Consider the following 17,984-nt stretch of genomic DNA (forward strand, 5'->3'; position numbering starts at 1 on the left):
AATGCGTGTTCGGCCCCGCCCTAACCTCGCAAGCCGTAAAGGCATAGGGCCAAAGCCGGCGTTTGCGTTCCAATTGCGCCCGATCGGACGAACGAAACGCGCCAGCCCGATTTTTCCCCAAGCCCAAGCATCGGGGCGATGACCGCGCGGCGCGGACACGGTAGGCCACCATCCGATGGCGGCCAGCAAACCCACTCCGATGATGGAACAGTACCACGCGCTCAAGCGCGAGGCGGGCGAGTGCCTGCTGTTCTACCGCATGGGTGACTTTTTCGAGCTGTTCTTCGACGATGCCAAGATCGCCGCCGGCGTGCTCGACATCGCGCTGACCAGCCGGGGCGAAAGCGGCGGGGAGGCGGTGCCGATGTGCGGTGTGCCGGTGCATTCCGCCGACGGCTATCTCGCCCGCCTGATCCGCGCCGGGCACCGGGTCGCGATTGCCGAGCAGGTGGAGACGCCCGACGAAGCCCGCGCACGCGCCAAGGCCGAGGGCAAGCCTTCGTCCAAGGTGCTGGTCGCGAGGCAGATCATCCGTTTCGTCACGGCAGGCACGCTGACCGAGGATACGCTGCTCGAACCGCGCCGCGCCAATCGGCTGGCGGCATTGTGCGAGCTGCGCGGGCGCGTGGGAATCGCGGCGTGCGACATCTCGACCGGGCGGATGGAGCTGGAGGAGTGCGAGGCCGACGGGGTGGCCGCCGCGCTCTCCCGCCTCGGCGCGCGCGAGATCGTTGCGCCGGAGGACTGGCCCGATGCGCCTTACGAGGCCATCGCGCGCCCGCCCGGCGACTTTGCGAGCGAGCGCGGGCGCAAGCGGCTGGAAGAGCTGCACGGGGTCGCCACGCTCGACGCGTTCGGCACGTTCTCGCGCGCGATGCTCGCCGCGGCGGGCGGCCTGCTCGCCTATCTCGACCATGCCGGGCGCGGGTCCATGCCCTTCCTGCTGCCGCCGACGGTCAACGAGACCGGCACGGTGATGGCGATCGACGAAGCGAGCCGCACGAGTCTGGAGATCACCGCGACCCAGAATGGCGAGCGTGCGGGCAGCCTGCTGAGCACGGTGGACCGCTGCGTGACCAGCGCGGGTGCGCGCCTGCTGGCCGAAGACCTCTCCGCCCCGCTCGCCCGCCGGGCCGCGATCGAGGCGCGGCTCGCGCTCGTGCGCCTGTTCCACGAGGACCCGATCCTGCGCGGCGACACGCGCGAGGCGCTGCGCGCGATCCCCGACATCGCCCGCGCGCTGGCGCGGCTGGTCGCCGACCGGGGCAGCCCGCGCGATCTGGGGCAGGTGCGTGACGGGCTGGCGCAGGCGCGCAGGCTCAACGATGCGCTGACCCGGCTGCGCGATCGCCCGCCGCTGCTCGACGATCTGCTCCCGCAGCTGACCGGCCACGGCGCGCTGGTGGACGAGCTGTCGCGCGCGCTGGTCCCCTCCCCACCGACCGAGCGCGGCAATGGCGGATATATCGCCGCCGGATACGACGCCGCGCTCGACGCGCTGCGCGAGACGAGCGGCAATGCGCGTCGCGCGATCGCAGCAATGGAGGCGCGCTATCGCAGCGAGACGGGGATCTCCGCGCTCAAGATCAAGCATAATGGCGTGCTGGGCTATTTCATCGAGGTGCCCGCGCGCCATGGCGACGCGCTGATGGGACCGGACAGCGGCTTCACCCACCGCCAGACGATGGCCAACGCGGTCCGCTTCAACTCGGTCCACCTGCACGAGGAGGCGAGCCGAATCGCCGAGGCGGGCGGGCATGCGCTGGCTGCCGAGGAGGCCCATTTCGAGGCGCTGGTCGAAACCGTGGTCGCCGCGCGCGAGCGGATCGCGCGAACCGCCGATGCACTGGCGCGGATCGATGTCGCCGCAGGCCTGGCCGAACGCGCGGCCGAGGGCGACTGGTGCGCGCCGCAGATCGACGATGCGCCCTGCCTCGAAATCGTCGCCGGGCGGCATCCGGTGGTCGAGGCGGCGCTGGCCAGGGCGGGCGAGCGCTTTGTGCCCAATGATTGCGGGCTCGCAGAAACGGACCGCTTATGGCTGATCGGCGGGCCGAACATGGGCGGTAAATCGACCTTCCTGCGCGCCAATGCGCTGATCGTGCTGCTGGCGCAGGCGGGCAGCTACGTACCCGCAACATCCGCGCGCATCGGGCTGGTCGACCGCCTGTTCAGCCGCGTCGGCGCGAGCGACAATCTCGCCCGCGGACGCTCCACCTTCATGGTCGAGATGGTCGAAACCGCCGCGATCCTTGCCCGCGCGACCGAGCGCAGCTTCGTGATCCTCGACGAGATCGGGCGCGGCACCTCGACCTATGACGGGTTGGCGCTCGCGTGGGCGGTGGCCGAGGCGATCCACGAGAACAACCGCTGCCGCTGCCTGTTCGCGACCCATTACCACGAGCTGGCGCGGCTGGCGGAAAGCTGCGACGCGCTCTCGCTCCACCACGTGCGCGCGCGCGAATGGCAGGGCGATCTGGTGCTGCTGCACGAGGTGGCCGAAGGGCCTGCCGACCGCAGCTACGGCCTCGCCGTGGCCAAGCTGGCCGGCGTGCCGCCAGAGGTGGTCCGGCGCGCGAGCGCGGTGCTCGCCAAGCTGGAGAAGGGGCGCGAGGAAACCGGCGGCCTCGCCGCCGGGCTGGGCGATCTGCCGCTGTTCTCCGCGGCGATTCAAGCCGAACAGGAAGAGTGCGACAGCCTGCGCGACACGCTTGCCGCGCTCGATGTCGATGCGCTGTCCCCGCGCGAGGCGCTCGACATGCTCTACCAGTTGAAGCGCGAGGCGGGCGAAAGCTGATCTTGCACAGATTTGCCATCGCGCGCGGGGCCGCTAGGTTCTGAACGCATGGCGCAGGACGACCCTCCCGACGATCCGGACAAGAGCACCCAGTGGGCGGAATTCCGCACGGATCTGGCTGAGGACCGCAACATCATGGCGATGGAGCGGACTTTCGCGGGCTGGATGCGCACCGCCTTCGCTGCGATCGGCATCGGGCTCGGGTTTCGCGCGCTGTTCGGCAGCTGGGACCCGTCATGGATGCCCAAGGGTATCGCCAGCCTCTTCATCCTCGGCGGCGGATGGCTCGCGATCACCGCGCAGCAGCGCGCATGCAAGACGCTAGACCGGCTCAGCACGCACGAATTCGCGCCGATCCCGACACCCAATTTCCGTGTGATGGCCTATGGGGTCGCGATCGGCGCGGTGGTGGTAACGATCGGTCTGTGGGTGCTGGTGGAAAGCTGATTAAGCCTTCCGGATGCGCTCAGGTGCCGTCGCCGCGCAACCCGTCGAGCTTCGCGGGCTTGCCGTACTTGTCGACATTGTCGTCGTGGTTGGGTTCGCCGCGATAGGCCGACATGTCGACCGTGTTGCCGCGCTCCATCTGGTTCATGTGGTCGACCACATCCTGCGCATCCGGCGCGGTCAGCCCGCTCTGGACATGCTCGCTGTCGGAATTGAGGATCGAGGTCGAAACGCCCTGCGCCTGATCGGCGACGGTCTGCGCCTGATCATAGGCACCGACCTGCTCCGAATTCTCGTTCTCGGGCGCGAGATCGTCGGTCTGGCGACGCTCGCCGTCGAAGTCGGAAGGCAGGGTTTTCTTGTTCTTGTCGGCCATGAGGAATCTCCTTTCCTCATGAACGGGCGGAGGGTTTGAGCGGTTCCTTGCGGATTCATTGTCGCGGTACCAGCCCGCACCCCCACCCGGCCAACCCATCGATGGCATCCTGTGGGTTGGCCGGGCGGGGGTGAGGGCTGGTACCGTAAAAATCAGCGCGTCGGCACGGGCGCATCGCCCGTATAGTCGTAGAAGCCACGGCCCGTCTTGCGACCCAGCCAGCCGGCTTCGACATATTTCACCAGCAGCGGTGCCGGGCGATACTTGGTGTCGCCGGTCGTGTCGTGCAGCACGCGGATGATGTCGAGGCAGGTGTCGAGCCCCACGAAGTCCGCCAGCTGCAGCGGGCCCATCGGGTGATTGAGGCCTAGGCGGCACCCCAGATCGATATCCTCGATGCTGGCGGTCGACTGGCCGAGCACGAAGATCGCCTCGTTGATCATCGGCAGCAGGATGCGGTTGACGACGAAGCCCGGCTCGTCCTGGCTCAGCACCACTTCCTTGCCCAGCAGGTGGGCGAATTCGATCGTCCGGTCGGTCACGTCCTTGTTGGTCGCGAGGCCGGGGATCACTTCGATCAGGCCCATCACGGGCACCGGATTGAAGAAGTGCAGGCCGATGAAGCGGCCCGGATCGGGCGACCAGTTGGCCATCCGCGTGATCGGGATCGAGCTGGTGTTGCTGGCGAGTATCGCGCCCTCGCCCAGCACCTTGCCCGCGTTCTCGAAAATGCCCTGCTTGATCGCTTCCTTCTCGGTCGCGGCTTCGATGATCAGGTCGGCCTCGGCCATCGGCGCAAGTTCGCCGGTGGGGGTGATGCGGGCGAGCGTGGCTTCGGCCTCGGCCACTTCCATCTTGCCCTTGCCGACCAGCTTGCCGAGCGCGCGGTCGATGCCCTTGTGCGATTCTTCCGCGATGGCGAGATCGCGGTCGCTGAGGAATACTTTGAGCCCGTGCTGGGCGATGGTCTGCGCGATGCCCGAGCCCATTTGGCCCGCACCGATGACACCGATGGTCTGCATGAGATTGTCCGTCCTTCGCAACAGCAGCAATGGCGGCTGGCTAGCGATCAAGCCGCCCGCTGGCTAGCTGTCAGTTTTAGCGATTGGCTCCGGGCGTCCAGGTGATGTCCGCCTTGCCCCCGTCATTGGCCGCACGGGCAAGCACGAACAGCAGGTCCGACAGGCGGTTGATATAGTGCAGCGCGGCGTGGTTGACCGGCTCCAGCTCCGCCAGCGCGGTCATCGCGCGTTCTGCCTTGCGCACGCTGGCGCGCGCGACATGCAGCCGCGCCGCCGCCTCGCTGCCGCCGGGAAGGATGAAGCTGGTCAGCGGTTCGAGGTTTTCGTTGGCCGTATCGATCGCGCGCTCGATCCAGTCGACCTGGCCGTCCACGATCCGCAGGACCATTTCGCCCGGTTCGAATCCTTCGCCATCGAGCGCGCCCTTGGGCGTGGCGAGGTCCGCGCCCAGATCGAACAGGTCGTTCTGCACCCGGCGAAGAGCCGCGACCCCATCATGCCCGGCGTCCAGCGCGCAGATTGCGAGGCCGAGCGCGCTGTTTGCCTCATCAACCGCGCCGATCGCTTCTATACGGGCGGCGTGCTTGGGGCTGCGCGAGCCATCGACGAGGCCCGTCGTGCCGTCGTCGCCGGTGCGGGTGTAGATCTTGTTGAGCTTGACCATGCGGGCCGAATGGCCGCGTTACTGCGACACTGCAAGCAGGATGGCGACCACCAGAATCGCCAGGCCCTGATACTTGATTCGGTCGAACATGGCCTTGTTCTGCATCAGCTGCATCTCGCTCACCGTTTCGCTGGTGTTGTTTTCCAGATCGACCTTGGTGGTCTTCAGGAATGCGACAATCCCGCGGATCAGCGACACGACGACCATGATCGCGAGGAAGATGATGGCAATGATGAGGAGTGTTTGCATGGGTTAGATATGGAGCTTTCCCAGCAAAATGCCAATCGGCCATTCCCCGCGCCTCAGCCGTGCCGCCCATGCCCGCCCGTCTTCGCCCGCTTCGCGATGGTCCGCGAGGGCGGGCGAACCGCGGCGCTTGGCGAGTTTTCGCCCCTCATGGTCGAGCAGCAAAGGGTGATGATGCCAGCGCGGCACCGGCAGGCCGAGCAGCGCCTGCAGCACGCGGTGGACCGGAGTCGCGTGGAACAGGTCGAGCCCGCGGGTGACCAGCGTGACGCCATCCGCCGCGTCGTCCACCGTCACCGCGAGGTGGTAGCTTGCAGGCAGATCCTTGCGCCGCAGCACCGGATCGCCCAGCCCGGCCGGATCGACCGCCTGCTCGCCCGCGATCTCGTCATGCCAAGAGAGCAGGCCGGTGATCGCCAGCGCCTTGCTCAGGTCCATGCGCAGCGCGGCGGGCGCATCGGGCCGCACCTCGCGGTGCCTGCAAGTGCCGGGATAGATCGGCCCCTCCGGCCCCGTCTCGCTCGCCGCAGCCGCGATTTCGGCGCGGGTGCAGGTGCACGGATAGAGCACGCCGAGCGCATTCAGCTTGTCCAGCGCCTCCTCGTACCGCGCCAGCCGCGTGCCCTGTGCGGGCACTTCGTCCCACTCCAGCCCCAGCCAGGCGAGATCCTTGCGGAACTCCTCTGCCAGTTCGGGGCGGCTGCGCGGTCCGTCGATATCCTCGATCCTCAGCAGGAAGCGTCCGCCCTCCGCGCGCGCCAGATCGTGCGCGACGATGGCCGAATAGGCATGGCCCCAGTGCAGGGGGCCGTTGGGGCTGGGGGCGAAGCGGGTCACGGTCATGGCTTGACGTCTCTAGCGCGCATCACGGCCAAGTCGTCAAAAAGGACTGTGGAAACCATCTTTGTAACAGGCTTGACGCTTTTGCGAGCAAATGGTCCTTTCATCGCATCAGGGAGGACACAAGCAAGTGTTCAAGGCCGATCTGATCGACCGCGCGGCCACGTTCCGCAGCGTAGATGAAGACCCGACGAGGAATTTGTCGGCGTGCCCGACTCTTGTTCTCAACGCGGACTACACCCCGCTGTCCTATTACCCGCTGTCGATCTGGCCGTGGCAGACCGCGATCAAGGCGATCTTCCTTGAGCGGGTCGATGTGGTCGCCAGCTATGACCGGCAGGTCCATTCGCCCTCGCTCGATATGAAGCTGCCCAGCGTCATCGCGCTCAGACAATATGTGAAGCCGAGCGCGTTTCCCGCCTTCACCCGCTTCAACCTGTTCCTGCGCGACCGCTTCATCTGCCAGTATTGCGGCAGCCCCAGCCACCTGACCTTCGACCACGTCGTCCCGCGCCGCCTCGGCGGGAAGACCACGTGGGAGAACATCTCCACCGCCTGCGCGCCGTGCAACATGAAGAAGGGCGGGCGCACGCCGAGGCAAGCGGGCATGAAGCTGATGGTCGAGCCCATCAGGCCTACCAACTGGCAGCTGCAGCAACACGGCAAGAGCTTCCCGCCCAACTACCTCCACGAAACCTGGCGCGACTGGCTGTATTGGGACATCGAGCTGGAGGAGTGAGAGGGCCGCTGGGTCCGCTTCCAATCCGCCGATTCTTGCGGGTGGCAACCGATCCCATTACCCTTCCTCCCAACAGGAGGTAATCGTGACACAGCACCCCATCCTTGTTGCTACCGATTTCAAACCCCGTTCGGACCGCGCCGTGGATCGCGCCGTCCAGCTTGCCCGGGAAACCGGACGCGAACTGGTGGTCGTCCACGCGGTCGAAGACCCGGACGTCATCCGGGTCGGGCCTTCGCTCGAGGAACGGGTGGCCTCGGTCATGCCGGAGAATGTGGGCGATTATCGCTGCCTGTTTCCCGAGGGATCGGCGCCCGCCGCCATCGCGCAGGCGGTGGAGGACGAGGATCCCTTCTGCCTGGTCATCGGCGTCGCGCGCTACAATTCGGTGGGCGACTTCTTGCTCGGCACAGCGGTCGACATGCTGCTGCGCCGCTCGCCCTATCCGGTGCTGGTCGCCAAGGAACGGCCGCGCGCAGCTTACGAGCATATCGTCATCGGGACCGACCTGTCCGACGCCTCGAAACGCGGCGTGGAGGCGGTCGTCCGCATGTTCCCGCAGGCGCAGCTGCACCTCGTCCACGCATTCCACGTCCCCTATGAGGCGTGGCAGAACGCCGAATATGTGCGCAATGAACTGGCCGCCGCGGCGCAGGAACAGTGCGACGGCTTCACCGAGCAGCTGGATATTTCGCAGGCATGCCGTGAGCAAATGACCATGGAGCAGGTCGAAGGATTGCCGCTCACCGCCATCAACAGGACGATTCGCAAATACGACGCGCATTTGTGCGCGCTGACCTCGCATGGATATGGCGGTTTGCGTCAGGCGCTGATCGGTAGCACGGTCAGCGATCTGCTGAAGACCCTCACCGTCGATACGCTGGTCATCCATCCGGAGCATGAGAGCGCGGCCTGACGGAAATCTGCCCCGCCCGGCTGGTGCCGCCGGGCGGGGATAGAGTGGCCTCGCCCTACAAGCGCACCATCCGCATCCCGCGTTCGCCGTAGCGATCGCCCTGAGCAGCGCCGGGAGGGACCGCTGCCGACAGTTCCGCCAGGTCGGCGTCCGACAGTTCGAGATCGGCGGCGGCCACCGAGTCGCTCATCGTTGCGATGCGCTTCACGCCGGGAATCGGCACGATGTGGTCGCCCTGCGCGATCAGCCAGGCGAGCGCGACCTGAGCCACGCTGGCCCCGTTGCGATCGGCGATGGTGCGGATCGTATCGACGATCGCGAGATTGGCGTCGAAGTTCTCCTCCGACCAGCGCGGGTCCTGCCGCCGCCAGTCGTTCTCGCCCAGATCGTCGCGGCTGCGGAAATTGCCGGTCAGGAACCCGCGGCCGAGCGGGCTGTAGGGCACGAAGCCGATGCCCAGTTCCTCGCAGGCGGGCAGGATGCCGTCCTCGACGCCGCGCTCCCACAGCGAGTATTCGCTCTGCAGCGCGGTGATCGGATGGGTCGCGTGCGCGCGGCGCAGCGTTTGCTCGCCCGCCTCGGACAGGGCGAGGTGGCGGATTTTCCCCTCCGCCTTCAGGTCCGCCATCGTGCCGACGACATCCTCGATCGGCACGCTCGGGTCGACGCGGTGCTGGTAGAACAGGTCGATCGTGTCGATCCCCAGCCGCTTGAGCGATGCCTCGCAGGCGCGGCGCATATTGGCCGGGCTGCTGTCCGCACCGGTGATCTGGTCGCCTTCGAAGCGAAAGCCGAACTTGGTCGCGATGACGAGGTTGTCGCGCTTGCCGCGAATCGCGCGGCCGACCAGTTCCTCGTTCTGGAACGGCCCGTAGATTTCGGCGGTGTCGAAGAAGGTGACGCCGAGGTCGATCGCGCGGTGGATCGTCTCGATCGCGTCGTCGGCATTGGCCTCGCCGTAAACGATGTTGCCGCCCGCAACCATCGGCATGCAACCGATCCCGATGGCGGATACTTCGAGGCCCTGGCCCAGCGTGCGGTACTTCATCGGTGTTCTCCTCAGGTGACGGCGGCTCTGGTCGAATATTCGTCGCGTTCCCATTCGCCGGTCTCCAGCACCTCCGCGAGATGGCGTGCTGCCTCGGCAATGTCCGCAAACCGAAGATAGGCCGGCGCGAAGCCGAGGCGCAGGATATCGGGATCGCGAAAATCGCCGATCACGCCGCGCGCGATCAGCGCCTGCGACAGCGCGTAGGCGTTTTCGTGGCGGAAGCTCAGCTGGCTGCCGCGCTGCGCGGGCTCGCGCGGGCTGACGAGGTCGAGGTCGAGGCCGGCCACGCACTCGCGGAAGAACTCGCTCAGCGCGCGCGATTTGGCGACCAGCGCCTCCATTCCGATCTCGGCGATCAGCTCGACGCCCGACTCCAGCGCGGCCATCGCCAGCACCGGCGGGGTGCCCGCGAGCAGGCGTTTGACGCCCTCGGCCGGCTCGTACTCGTCGGAGAAGGCGAAGGGCTGCGCATGGCCGAACCAGCCGGTCAGCGGCTGCGAGAAATCGCCATGGTGCCGCTCGGCAACGAAGGCGTAGGCGGGCGCGCCAGGGCCACCGTTGAGATATTTGTAGCCGCAGCCCACCGCGAGGTCGGCGTTCGCACCGTTCAGGTCCACCGGCACCGCGCCGCCCGAGTGCGACAGGTCCCACAGCACGATCGCGCCGACATCGTGCGCGGCCTTGGTCAGCCGCTCCATGTCGAACATTTCGCCGGTCTTGTAGTGGACGTGCGTCAGCAGCAGCAGCGCGACGCTTTCATCCAGCGCCTCGATCATCTCATCGCGGCCCGCCAGCCGCTGTTCGACCTGAGGCTGGCCCTGGATCATGTAGAGGTCGGTCGGGAAATTGCCCGGCTCGCTCAGCACCACATTGCGGCCTGGGTTCAGCGAGAGCGCCGCGCCGATCAGCTTGGCGAGGTTTACCGAGACCGAATCGCACGCGATCACTTCGTGCGCCTGCGCGCCCACCAATGGCGCGATCCTGGCGCCGACGCGCTGGGGCATCGCGATCCAGTCGCCTCCGCCGCCGGGCAGCTCGTTCCACGAGCGGATCAGGCCTTCGCCCCACTCGGCATCGATCACCCGGTGCAAGCGTTCGCGACTCGCCTTGGGCAGAGGTCCGAGCGAGTTGCCATCGAGGTAGATCACCCCTTCGGGCAGGTCGAAACGGTCGCGGAAATGCGCGATGGCGTCGGCTGCGTCGAGGTCGCGTGCACGTTGCATCATGTCACTCATCGGGCAGCTCCCGCAAAATCGCGCGGCACAGGCCCGCATCGCCGCCGCCGACCTTCAGCGGCAGAGCGATCAGTTCGTACAGGCCAGCAGGCACGTCATCGAGCACCAGCCCTTCGAGGATGCGCATGTCGTGTTTCAGAACCGCGAGATGCGCGTCCATCGTCTTGCTCTCCTGCGGGTCGACCGATGGCGCGTCGGTCCCAATCAGGACCACGCCCTGCGCCGCGAGCCATTCGATCGCCTCGGCCCCGATCGGCAGCCAGTCGCTGCGCCATCGCCCATGCGGAAAAGCGTCCCAGGTGCGGAACAGCACGCGGTTGGTATATTCGAGATCGGGCAGGTCGCCGATGTCGATCTCCCCTTCGACACCGCGCGCATCGACCACGATGCAGGTGCCAAGATAAGGATCGAGGCTCATGCTCGCGGCGTCCGCGCCATCCGCCGCATAGTGCAGCGGCGCATCGGCGTGCGTGCCCGAATGCGTGCTCATGGTCATCCGGCCGACATTGACCGGCGAGCCTTCGTCCATCCGCCACGTCCGCTCGAACGCGAACTCGGTATCGCCGGGCCAAACGGGCAGGCCGGGCTGGAGCGTCTGGCTAATGTCCCAGATCTTCACAGAACTGTCCTCACGGACAGCAGCTCGGGGAAGAACACTTCCTTCAGCACGCCTTCGAGATAGCCGACGCCCGAGGTGCCGCCGGTGCCTTTCTTGAACCCGATGATCCGCTCGACCGTCTTGAGGTGCCCGAAGCGCCAGCGCTGGAAGTGGTATTCCAGATCGACCAGCTTCTCGGCCAGTTCGTACAGGTCCCAGTGATCGTGCGGGTTCTGGTAGATCGTCACCCACGCAGCCTCGACCGCATCGGACTTCTCCCACCGCTCTTCGCGGTCGCGATTGAGCACATCTGCGGGAATGTCGAAGCCGCGCTTGGCCAGCAGCCGCACGGTCTCTTCATAGAGGCTAGGCTTGGCCAGCTCCGCGCGCAGCTTCGCAGCCACTTCGGGCACCGCCTCGTGCATCGTCACCATGTTCGGTTTTCGCCCGCCGAGGATGAATTCCATCAGGCGGTATTGCGCGGACTGGAAGCCGCTGGAGGTGCCCAGATGCGGGCGCACCAGCGAATAGTCGTGCGGGGTCATCGTGCTCAGCACGTTCCAGCTCTGGATCAGCTGCTCCTGCGCGCGCGCCACGCGGGCGAGCATCTTGAACGCGGGGCGCAAGCGGTCCTCCCGAATCGCCTCGCGCGCGGCCTCCAGCTCGTGCAGGCACAGCTTGAGCCACAGCTCGCTCGCCTGATGGACGATGATGAACAGGAGCTCGTCCTGCGCATCGGAGCGCGGATGCTGCGCGGCGAGAATGCGGTCGAGATCGAGATAGGAGGCGTAGGTTACGCCGTCATTGTCGGTGGTGTCTGGCGTCGTGTCTGGCATGGCCCCGCCCTAGCGGCTTGCACGCGCGGCGCAAAACCCGCTCAACGATCGACCACCGTTACGTGCGGGTGATGCTTGGACAGGTAGTTCTTCACGATCTTGAGATTGCGCGAGTTGGAACGGAAGGCGAAGTCGGCCACGTCGCCCACCAGCGGGACGAAGCCGATCACCCCGTCGACCGCGACGTTCCCGATCATCCGCGACATGTGCCACTTGGACATGCCGAGATTGCGGGCCTCCCACACGATGTAGGCGCCCATGGCGACACCGAAAATGTCGCCCACCACCGGGATCAGGCCGACGATCGCGTCCATCCCGACATCGTAGTTGATCCCCGGGATGGTCATGCTGCGTTCGGTCAGCTGTTCCATCATCTGGATCCGCCGATAGACCGATGCAGGGTCTTTTCCGGCAGGCATCTCGATGCCCATCAGGTTGATCGTCTGCGTCTCACCCATTGGAAATGTCCCCGTTCTACCAGGCCTCTACCCCTGCCAACGCATAAATGGGGTGTCTGGACCACGAGTTCTCGGAAAAACCTTCCAGCCCGCTGCGGACCAGCGACCAGCGGACCGGCGCGCCCAGCGGAATATATACCTCGCGCGCGATCAGCGCACCCTCGGCCTCGGCCAGCAGCGTCGCGGAGCCCTCGCCCGGCTCGGGGCGCAGCGACTGCGTGACCAGCTCATCCGCTTCGGGCGAGCAGGGGCCGCGCAGCAGCTCGCAATTGAACTGGTTGAGGAACCAGCGTGCGCTGGGATAGCGCGCCACCCGGTCGATCATCACCAGATCCGCCCCTTGCGGAAACTGGACCCGGCGAAGCTCCACCCCGATCGTCGCCAGGTCGAGCGAGAGCGCGCGTACCAGCACGTCGCTGCCCGGCCCCTCGGGCACCCACAGGCGGACGCGCGGTGCCTGCCCGGTGCGGCGCTGCCAGTCGACCACCTGCTGGCGCGCGCGATCGCGCCGCTGATCGATCGACAGCGATGCCCAGCGTTCTCCGGGCGAAACAGGATTGCCCGGCAGGCCGACGGGGACGATCCGGGTCGAGGGCTGCCATCCACCCAGACTGAACCCCTCGGCCAGTGCCGCGCGGTCGATCGCCATGGACAGCGCCTCGCGATTCTCGACCTCGGCGAAGAAGCCCTGTTCGTTGCTCACCAGCATCCCGAACAGGCCCAGCGCGGGGTCCAGCCGGATGGTCCCGCGCGACAGCGGGCCGGTATCGGCCAGCGGGAGGGTGAAGACCGTCCCGTCGAGCAGCGCCGCCGCCTTGCCCTGACTGAATGCCTCGTTTGCCTGCACGCCGGGCAGCGCCCGCAGGCGGACGGTCTTGCCCAGCTCGTCAGGCTCGCGCTCGGGCAGGCCGATCGATTCGGGCGGGGTCGGACGCAGGATCGCGAGGTCGTCTTCACGCTCCAGCCGCATCGGCGCGATCGATTCGTCGTCATGCATGATCGCCAGTTCGGGCTGGGCGAGCAGTTGCAGGAATTCGGGCATCGGCCCGGTCAGGCGGATTTCGATCACCCGCGCGGTCATCGCGCGCACATCGTCGATCTTTCGCAGGTCGAGGCCGAGCGAAGTGCCGCGCAGCTGGCGGATCGTCGCCAGCAGGCTGGCGCGAGCGTCCTCTGCGGTCAGTGGCTCGCCATCGGACCAGGTCAGCTGGCGCAGCCGGAAGATGTAGCTGCGCCCATCCTCGGTCACGATCCAGCTTTCGCCCAGCGCGGGCACGACCTCGCCCTCCGCATTGAGCGCGACGATGCCCGAGGCAGTCGCATCGCGGACCAGCTGCGCCCCGGGCGAGAGGCGCAGACCGTCTTCGAAAATCGAATCGGGGGCACCGATGACCACCACCGGCAGGCCGTCTTCTTCCCCCGTATCGCCGCATGATCCCAGCGCGACCGCCATCAGCGCGGCGGCAAGCCACCGCAAGGCAGGTCGGGGACGCCCGGCGGGGGCGAAACGATTGGGGATGAACTGGCTCGGCACGGCAATCGGCCCTTAGCAGGCCGGCGCGCCGGGGTCAGCGCGGTTTCGTGCTAGATCTTGCGGATCGAACGCGGCGAGACCTGTTGGGCCGACGGCGGCGCGATCGAGGAAGGCCGGGTATAGCGCGGCGTGCTGTCGCCCGCGGGTGCCGGAGCCTCGCGAACCTTCTTCGAATCGATTTCGTTGTCGAACACGATGCCGAAGCGGTTGTCCTGCGTCCACGCGACCGAGCCGGTGACGCGGCCCACATTGCGCAGGTCCACGGCCAGACGCATGCCCCGTTCGACGTACAGATCGGCCTCTGCCATCATTCCGCCGTCGGAAAGGTTGCGCACCTTCACGCGAGTCGACTGGCCTCCGTCGGCCAGGGTCAGTTCCGCCGTCAGGAACAGGCTGTCGCGCTTCACAGATCTGGTATCGATGGCGTTCATTCGGTCGTCTCGGTCTGTCCGGGTCGCAGTTAGGGGCCTGTGACGGCCCTTTGCTGCATCTAGCGCGAGACAGGCTAAGAAAGTTTAAACACCGCTTTACCGCAATTCCCCCCGCCTTTGGGCGAGTTCAGTCGTTGCGGGAGATTTTCTCGCGCCGCTCGTGCGCTTCCTGCGCCTCGACCGTCATGGTCGCGACCGGGCGCGCGATCAGGCGCTGCAGGCCGATCGGATCGCCGGTGACTTCGCAATAGCCGTATTCACCCGCGTCGATCCGGCGTAGCGCGGCGTCGATCTTGGCGATCAACTTGCGCTGGCGGTCGCGGGTACGCAGCTCGATTCCCCAATCGGTCTCACTCGACGCGCGATCAGTCAGGTCGGGTTCGCGCAGCGGCGCATCGGCAAGGTTCTGCAAGGTGCCGCCCGCTTCGGTGCGCAGCGAATGCTTCCATTCGATCAGCAGCTTGCGAAAGAACTGCTGCTGCCGCTCGTTCATGTATTCTTCGTCGTCGGAGGGCGTATAGTCGTCCGGCAAGGCCTTGTTCGCCTTGGCCAGAATTTCGCTTTCGCTGAGCGCTTCTGCGGCCATCACGTCCTCTATCTCTTCCGGTCCCACCCGTGACCGGCTCCTCTCACTGCCGTCAAGGCAAGCAGCGGAGCCTATGGCGGCGGCTCTTAGCAGGCATGCGATGCCGAACAAGCGCTTATCCCCGAAAGTGAAACTAAGTGTCGCTCCGCGAACGAATGCACGCCGAACCGAACCTGCGCATCCGTCGCGGCTGTACCTTGCGCAACCGGCAGAAAGAGGCGCGGCCATTAACGGCCTGTTTACCATGACCAGCAAGAAGTGAACGGGCGGGCTGCAACCCGTCTAGAAGGGGATAATGAGGACAGGGGAATTACCATGCGACTGACCAGTGTAGAAATCGAGACGGCCACACCGGCCACCGACCAGATTGCCGACCTGACGATCGCGCGGCTGATCGCGGCTGCCGCCGATGGCGATGGGCAGGCGTGCTACGAACTGGGCGTCATCTGGTCGACCGGGGGCCACGGGCTCGACTGCGACCTGATCGAAGCGCACCAGTGGTTCAACCTCGCCGCCGCAAGGGGCCATCAGGAAGCGGCCTGGTGCCGGGCCGATATTTCCGACGAGATGACCGCCCGCGAAATCGCCGAAGCACAGCGCCGCGCGCGCCAGTGGATGATCGAACATCGCAAGAGCGCCTGACGACTAGCCTTTCCTGAAGGGCGTTCGCTCTTCGAGGAAGTTCTGTTCCGCCGCGATGCCCTGCCGCTCGCGCTCGAGGAACTCAGCCACCGCGGCGCGCAGGCCCGGATCGGCTATATAATGCGCCGAGCGCGTCTGCACCGGAGCATATCCGCGCGCGAGCTTGTGCCCGCCCTGCGCCCCTGCCTCCACACGCGACAGCCCGCGCGCGATCGCCGTGTCTATCGCCTGATAATAGCACAGCTCGAAATGCAGGAAGGGGATGTCGACCAGGCACCCCCAGTAGCGCCCGAACAGCGTGGTCCCGCCGATCACGTTCATCGCGCCCGCAACCGGCTGTCCGTTCAGATACGCGAAGATCAGCAGGATCTGCTCACCCATCCGCTCGCCCAACAGGGTAAAGGCCTCGCGCGTCAGATAGGGCGTGCCCCATTTGCGCATTCCGGTATCCTGATAGAATTCCCAGAACGCGTCCCACACATCCTCGGTCAGGTCGGCGCCGGTGAGGTGGCGAATCTCGACCTGCTCCTGTGCCTTCGCGCGCTCCTTGCGCAGGTTCTTGCGCTTGCGACTCGCAAGCGTGTCCAGAAACGCGTCGAAATCCTTGAATCCGTCGTTTTCCCAGTGGAACTGCAGATCGCTGCGAATCAGCCACCCGGCACGCTCGAAAAGCGGGACCTGATCGGGCGCAATGAAAGTCGCGTGCGCGCCCGACAGGGCATGTTCGTGGCACACCTGCTCGGCCGCGTTCAGCAGCGGCGCGGCGAAGGCCTCGTCCTCGAACAGCAGGCGCGGGCCCGTCGCCGGGGTGAAGGGCGCGGCGATCTGAAGCTTGGGATAATAGCGCCCGCCCGCCCTCTCGTAAGCGTCGGCCCAGCCCTGGTCGAACACGTATTCGCCGCGGCTGTGCGACTTGAGGTAGGCCGGCAGAGCCGCGTGGATCGTGCCGCCGTCGTCCGCAATCGTGATCGGTGCAGCCTGCCAGCCGGTGCCCGGCCCGACGCTGCCCGAATCCTCCATCGCGGAGAGGAACGCGTGGCCGACGAAGGGATTGTCCTCGCCCGCAACCCGATCCCACGCCGCCGCGTCAATACCGGCGACCCCGCCGTGGATGCGTGCCGTGAGCTCTCTATCCGCCATTATCGCCGATATGGGAACGCATGGGGCGCTTCGCGAGCCGCTAGTGCTGCGGGCGCAGCGCGATGATCGCGTCGACCTCGACCGCCGCGCCCAGCGGCAGGACCGGCACGCCGACCGCTGCGCGGGCATGGCGGCCCGCTTCTCCGAACACGTCGAACATCAGTTCGGACGCGCCATTGGCGACCTTCGCCTGATCGGTGAAATCGGCGGTAGAATTGACGAACGCGCCGAGCCTGACGACGCGCTCCACCCGGTCGAGCGAGATGCGCGCGCCTTCCAGCTGTGCAAGAATCATCAGCCCGCATGCCCGCGCGGCGGCGACGCCGTCTTCAAGGCTCACGTCATCGCCCAGCCGCCCGGTGACCAGTTCGCCGTCGATGAAAGGCAGTTGCCCGGAAAGATACGCAAGGCCGCCATGCACCGCGACCGGTACGTAGCTGGCAACGGGAGCCGCGGCCTTGGGCAGGGTGATCCCCAGTTCGTCGAGGCGGGCTTGAATGGTCATGCGGGTTTCTCCAGTCGGTCCAGTATCCATGGCAGCGCTTCGTGCCACGTATCGATTCGGGCGTGCGCATCGCCCGCCTTGGCTCCGCATGCAATATGCGGGGCGAGGCCGGGCTCGCCGCACAAGTGCAGTCGGGCAATATCGGGCGCATGCTCGCGCGCCGAGCTGTGGTGCTGTGAAAGATCGTCGATGAACACCGCGCGGCTGGGGGAGTACTCGTCCAGAATCCGCGCGATCGCCCCGCCCTTCGGGCCCTGGTTGGTGTAGACCTTCACGTCGATACCGTGGCGAGCGAGCTGGCGCGCGCGATCCTCTTGCCGGTGGTCCAGCAGATTGGTCAGCACCACCACATCGGCCTGCTCGGCCAGCGTGCCATAGGCCTCCACCGCGCCCGCGATCGGCTCCTGCCGTTCCATCTCGGTATCGAAGAAACCGTTGAGCAGCCGCCAGATCTCCTTCTGCTCGACCGTCTCGCCGCTCTCGCGGCGGGTCAGCGCAGTGGTGAAATCGGGCGCGTCGAAGGCGAAGTCGATGCCATGCGCCTCGCCCAGCCAGTCGCGGAAAGGCGCGACCATGTGCAGCAGCACTTCGTCGCAATCGGTGATGACAAGCGGGCGCGCGCTCATGCAGACAGCTCCCGGTGCGCGGCGATGATCACCGCCGGATCGACATTGAGCGCATCGGCGGCGAGGACCAGATCGGGCTCGTGCGCGGCGAGGAATTCGAGCACCGCAGCCTGCACACTGCGGTCCTCGATCCCGTGGCGCAACCGTTCGGGAGTCAGTCCGGTCAGCGAGAGCAGGCGGTCGGCCCGCCGCTCGTCGGTCAGGATCCAGCCCAGCGCGCCCAGTGCCAGCGCTTCGGCATCACTGTGACAGCCGTGGGAAGGGTCCGGTGTCGTGGGCGTTGTCATAGGGGGGG

The 17,984-nt window shown here is 66.6% G+C and carries 22 protein-coding genes; 5 read left to right on the top strand and 17 right to left on the bottom strand.

Annotated features, from left to right (window positions below):
- Window positions 1–199: 199 nt before the first annotated feature.
- Both mutS and K7H93_RS06840 read left to right on the top strand, forming a co-directional pair.
- Window positions 200–2,797 (top strand): DNA mismatch repair protein MutS, encoded by a 2,598-nt coding sequence (mutS, locus tag K7H93_RS06835; protein WP_230783170.1) that lies wholly within the window; start codon window positions 200–202, stop codon window positions 2,795–2,797.
- A 48-nt stretch (window positions 2,798–2,845) separates the two neighbouring features.
- A complete protein-coding gene (locus K7H93_RS06840; RefSeq protein ID WP_230782989.1) occupies window positions 2,846–3,244 on the top strand; it encodes a YidH family protein in 399 nt (132 codons plus the stop codon).
- 19 nt (window positions 3,245–3,263) lie between these two features.
- Here the strand turns inward: K7H93_RS06840 and K7H93_RS06845 are convergent, their stop codons facing one another.
- From K7H93_RS06845 to gluQRS, 5 genes are all read right to left on the bottom strand, one after another.
- Complete coding sequence (locus K7H93_RS06845) at window positions 3,264–3,620, bottom strand: hypothetical protein (RefSeq protein WP_230782990.1); 357 nt, start codon at window positions 3,618–3,620, stop codon at window positions 3,264–3,266.
- Between the two features lie 152 nt (window positions 3,621–3,772).
- Complete coding sequence (locus tag K7H93_RS06850) at window positions 3,773–4,642, bottom strand: 3-hydroxyacyl-CoA dehydrogenase family protein (protein ID WP_230782991.1); 870 nt, start codon at window positions 4,640–4,642, stop codon at window positions 3,773–3,775.
- Between the two features lie 76 nt (window positions 4,643–4,718).
- Complete coding sequence (locus K7H93_RS06855) at window positions 4,719–5,306, bottom strand: cob(I)yrinic acid a,c-diamide adenosyltransferase (RefSeq protein ID WP_230782992.1); 588 nt, start codon at window positions 5,304–5,306, stop codon at window positions 4,719–4,721.
- Window positions 5,307–5,324: 18 nt separating this feature from the next.
- A complete protein-coding gene (locus K7H93_RS06860) occupies window positions 5,325–5,555 on the bottom strand; it encodes a hypothetical protein (RefSeq protein WP_230782993.1) in 231 nt (76 codons plus the stop codon).
- Window positions 5,556–5,558: 3 nt separating this feature from the next.
- Window positions 5,559–6,395, bottom strand: coding sequence for a tRNA glutamyl-Q(34) synthetase GluQRS (gluQRS, locus tag K7H93_RS06865; RefSeq protein ID WP_230782994.1), 837 nt, complete (start codon window positions 6,393–6,395; stop codon window positions 5,559–5,561).
- Window positions 6,396–6,522: 127 nt separating this feature from the next.
- Between gluQRS and K7H93_RS06870 the strand changes: the two genes are divergently transcribed.
- Window positions 6,523–7,131: an HNH endonuclease gene (locus tag K7H93_RS06870; protein WP_230782995.1), complete on the top strand. Its 609-nt coding sequence runs from the start codon at window positions 6,523–6,525 to the stop codon at window positions 7,129–7,131.
- Window positions 7,132–7,216: 85 nt separating this feature from the next.
- On the top strand, window positions 7,217–8,047 hold the full coding sequence (locus K7H93_RS16070; RefSeq protein WP_230782996.1) for a universal stress protein: 831 nt from the start codon (window positions 7,217–7,219) through the stop codon (window positions 8,045–8,047).
- A gap of 55 nt (window positions 8,048–8,102) precedes the next feature.
- Here K7H93_RS16070 and K7H93_RS06880 read toward each other — a convergent pair whose 3' ends face one another.
- The 8 genes from K7H93_RS06880 to dksA all read right to left on the bottom strand — a co-directional run bounded on the left by K7H93_RS06880 (window position 8,103) and on the right by dksA (window position 14,776).
- Window positions 8,103–9,095, bottom strand: coding sequence for an aldo/keto reductase (locus K7H93_RS06880; protein ID WP_230782997.1), 993 nt, complete (start codon window positions 9,093–9,095; stop codon window positions 8,103–8,105).
- 11 nt (window positions 9,096–9,106) lie between these two features.
- Window positions 9,107–10,324, bottom strand: a complete 1,218-nt coding sequence (gene kynU, locus K7H93_RS06885; protein WP_230783171.1) for a kynureninase — start codon at window positions 10,322–10,324, stop codon at window positions 9,107–9,109.
- A 1-nt stretch (window position 10,325) separates the two neighbouring features.
- The gene (gene kynB / locus K7H93_RS06890; protein WP_230782998.1) at window positions 10,326–10,952 is read right to left on the bottom strand and encodes an arylformamidase; all 627 of its coding nucleotides are present in this window, start codon (window positions 10,950–10,952) and stop codon (window positions 10,326–10,328) included.
- The gene (locus K7H93_RS06895) at window positions 10,949–11,767 is read right to left on the bottom strand and encodes a tryptophan 2,3-dioxygenase (RefSeq protein WP_230782999.1); all 819 of its coding nucleotides are present in this window, start codon (window positions 11,765–11,767) and stop codon (window positions 10,949–10,951) included. The genes kynB and K7H93_RS06895 overlap by 4 nt, the downstream gene beginning before the upstream one ends.
- A 41-nt stretch (window positions 11,768–11,808) precedes the next feature.
- Window positions 11,809–12,225: a DUF4112 domain-containing protein gene (locus K7H93_RS06900; protein ID WP_010239831.1), complete on the bottom strand. Its 417-nt coding sequence runs from the start codon at window positions 12,223–12,225 to the stop codon at window positions 11,809–11,811.
- Between the two features lie 16 nt (window positions 12,226–12,241).
- Window positions 12,242–13,759 carry an ABC transporter substrate-binding protein gene (locus K7H93_RS06905; RefSeq protein ID WP_230783000.1) on the bottom strand — a complete coding sequence of 506 codons (1,518 nt, stop codon included), beginning with the start codon at window positions 13,757–13,759 and terminating at the stop codon, window positions 12,242–12,244.
- Between the two features lie 50 nt (window positions 13,760–13,809).
- On the bottom strand, window positions 13,810–14,190 hold the full coding sequence (locus tag K7H93_RS06910; RefSeq protein WP_230783001.1) for a PilZ domain-containing protein: 381 nt from the start codon (window positions 14,188–14,190) through the stop codon (window positions 13,810–13,812).
- A gap of 127 nt (window positions 14,191–14,317) precedes the next feature.
- On the bottom strand, window positions 14,318–14,776 hold the full coding sequence (gene dksA, locus K7H93_RS06915; RefSeq protein WP_010239828.1) for an RNA polymerase-binding protein DksA: 459 nt from the start codon (window positions 14,774–14,776) through the stop codon (window positions 14,318–14,320).
- 315 nt (window positions 14,777–15,091) lie between these two features.
- Here dksA and K7H93_RS06920 point away from each other — a divergent pair, with 315 nt between their 5' ends.
- Window positions 15,092–15,418: an SEL1-like repeat protein gene (locus tag K7H93_RS06920; RefSeq protein ID WP_010239826.1), complete on the top strand. Its 327-nt coding sequence runs from the start codon at window positions 15,092–15,094 to the stop codon at window positions 15,416–15,418.
- A gap of 3 nt (window positions 15,419–15,421) precedes the next feature.
- On the opposite strand, the gene K7H93_RS06925 is transcribed toward K7H93_RS06920, so the two are convergent.
- From K7H93_RS06925 to K7H93_RS06940, 4 genes are read right to left on the bottom strand one after another with little or no spacing between them, the layout of a single operon-like run.
- Window positions 15,422–16,558 carry a GNAT family N-acetyltransferase gene (locus tag K7H93_RS06925; protein WP_230783002.1) on the bottom strand — a complete coding sequence of 379 codons (1,137 nt, stop codon included), beginning with the start codon at window positions 16,556–16,558 and terminating at the stop codon, window positions 15,422–15,424.
- A gap of 40 nt (window positions 16,559–16,598) precedes the next feature.
- Window positions 16,599–17,063 carry a RidA family protein gene (locus K7H93_RS06930; protein WP_197634868.1) on the bottom strand — a complete coding sequence of 155 codons (465 nt, stop codon included), beginning with the start codon at window positions 17,061–17,063 and terminating at the stop codon, window positions 16,599–16,601.
- Window positions 17,060–17,689 carry an HAD family hydrolase gene (locus tag K7H93_RS06935; RefSeq protein ID WP_230783003.1) on the bottom strand — a complete coding sequence of 210 codons (630 nt, stop codon included), beginning with the start codon at window positions 17,687–17,689 and terminating at the stop codon, window positions 17,060–17,062. The genes K7H93_RS06930 and K7H93_RS06935 overlap by 4 nt, the downstream gene beginning before the upstream one ends.
- Window positions 17,686–17,976: a DUF3572 domain-containing protein gene (locus K7H93_RS06940; RefSeq protein WP_230783004.1), complete on the bottom strand. Its 291-nt coding sequence runs from the start codon at window positions 17,974–17,976 to the stop codon at window positions 17,686–17,688. The genes K7H93_RS06935 and K7H93_RS06940 overlap by 4 nt, the downstream gene beginning before the upstream one ends.
- Window positions 17,977–17,984 lie beyond the last annotated feature (8 nt).

Source organism: Citromicrobium bathyomarinum, from assembly GCF_021021475.1.
Lineage (GTDB): Bacteria > Pseudomonadota > Alphaproteobacteria > Sphingomonadales > Sphingomonadaceae > Alteriqipengyuania > Alteriqipengyuania bathyomarina.

Bases quoted from the DNA above. Each gene is read 5' to 3' on its own strand.
- mutS (WP_230783170.1), top strand. From the start codon at position 200: ATGATGGAACAGTACCACGCGCTCAAGCGCGAGGCGGGCGAGTGCCTG.
- K7H93_RS06840 (WP_230782989.1), top strand. From the start codon at position 2,846: ATGGCGCAGGACGACCCTCCCGACGATCCGGACAAGAGCACCCAGTGG.
- K7H93_RS06845 (WP_230782990.1), bottom strand. From the start codon at position 3,620: ATGGCCGACAAGAACAAGAAAACCCTGCCTTCCGACTTCGACGGCGAG.
- K7H93_RS06850 (WP_230782991.1), bottom strand. From the start codon at position 4,642: ATGCAGACCATCGGTGTCATCGGTGCGGGCCAAATGGGCTCGGGCATC.
- K7H93_RS06855 (WP_230782992.1), bottom strand. From the start codon at position 5,306: ATGGTCAAGCTCAACAAGATCTACACCCGCACCGGCGACGACGGCACG.
- K7H93_RS06860 (WP_230782993.1), bottom strand. From the start codon at position 5,555: ATGCAAACACTCCTCATCATTGCCATCATCTTCCTCGCGATCATGGTC.
- gluQRS (WP_230782994.1), bottom strand. From the start codon at position 6,395: ATGACCGTGACCCGCTTCGCCCCCAGCCCCAACGGCCCCCTGCACTGG.
- K7H93_RS06880 (WP_230782997.1), bottom strand. From the start codon at position 9,095: ATGAAGTACCGCACGCTGGGCCAGGGCCTCGAAGTATCCGCCATCGGG.
- kynU (WP_230783171.1), bottom strand. From the start codon at position 10,324: ATGATGCAACGTGCACGCGACCTCGACGCAGCCGACGCCATCGCGCAT.
- K7H93_RS06895 (WP_230782999.1), bottom strand. From the start codon at position 11,767: ATGCCAGACACGACGCCAGACACCACCGACAATGACGGCGTAACCTAC.
- K7H93_RS06900 (WP_010239831.1), bottom strand. From the start codon at position 12,225: ATGGGTGAGACGCAGACGATCAACCTGATGGGCATCGAGATGCCTGCC.
- K7H93_RS06910 (WP_230783001.1), bottom strand. From the start codon at position 14,190: ATGAACGCCATCGATACCAGATCTGTGAAGCGCGACAGCCTGTTCCTG.
- dksA (WP_010239828.1), bottom strand. From the start codon at position 14,776: ATGGCCGCAGAAGCGCTCAGCGAAAGCGAAATTCTGGCCAAGGCGAAC.
- K7H93_RS06920 (WP_010239826.1), top strand. From the start codon at position 15,092: ATGCGACTGACCAGTGTAGAAATCGAGACGGCCACACCGGCCACCGAC.
- K7H93_RS06925 (WP_230783002.1), bottom strand. From the start codon at position 16,558: ATGGCGGATAGAGAGCTCACGGCACGCATCCACGGCGGGGTCGCCGGT.
- K7H93_RS06930 (WP_197634868.1), bottom strand. From the start codon at position 17,063: ATGACCATTCAAGCCCGCCTCGACGAACTGGGGATCACCCTGCCCAAG.
- K7H93_RS06935 (WP_230783003.1), bottom strand. From the start codon at position 17,689: ATGAGCGCGCGCCCGCTTGTCATCACCGATTGCGACGAAGTGCTGCTG.
- K7H93_RS06940 (WP_230783004.1), bottom strand. From the start codon at position 17,976: ATGACAACGCCCACGACACCGGACCCTTCCCACGGCTGTCACAGTGAT.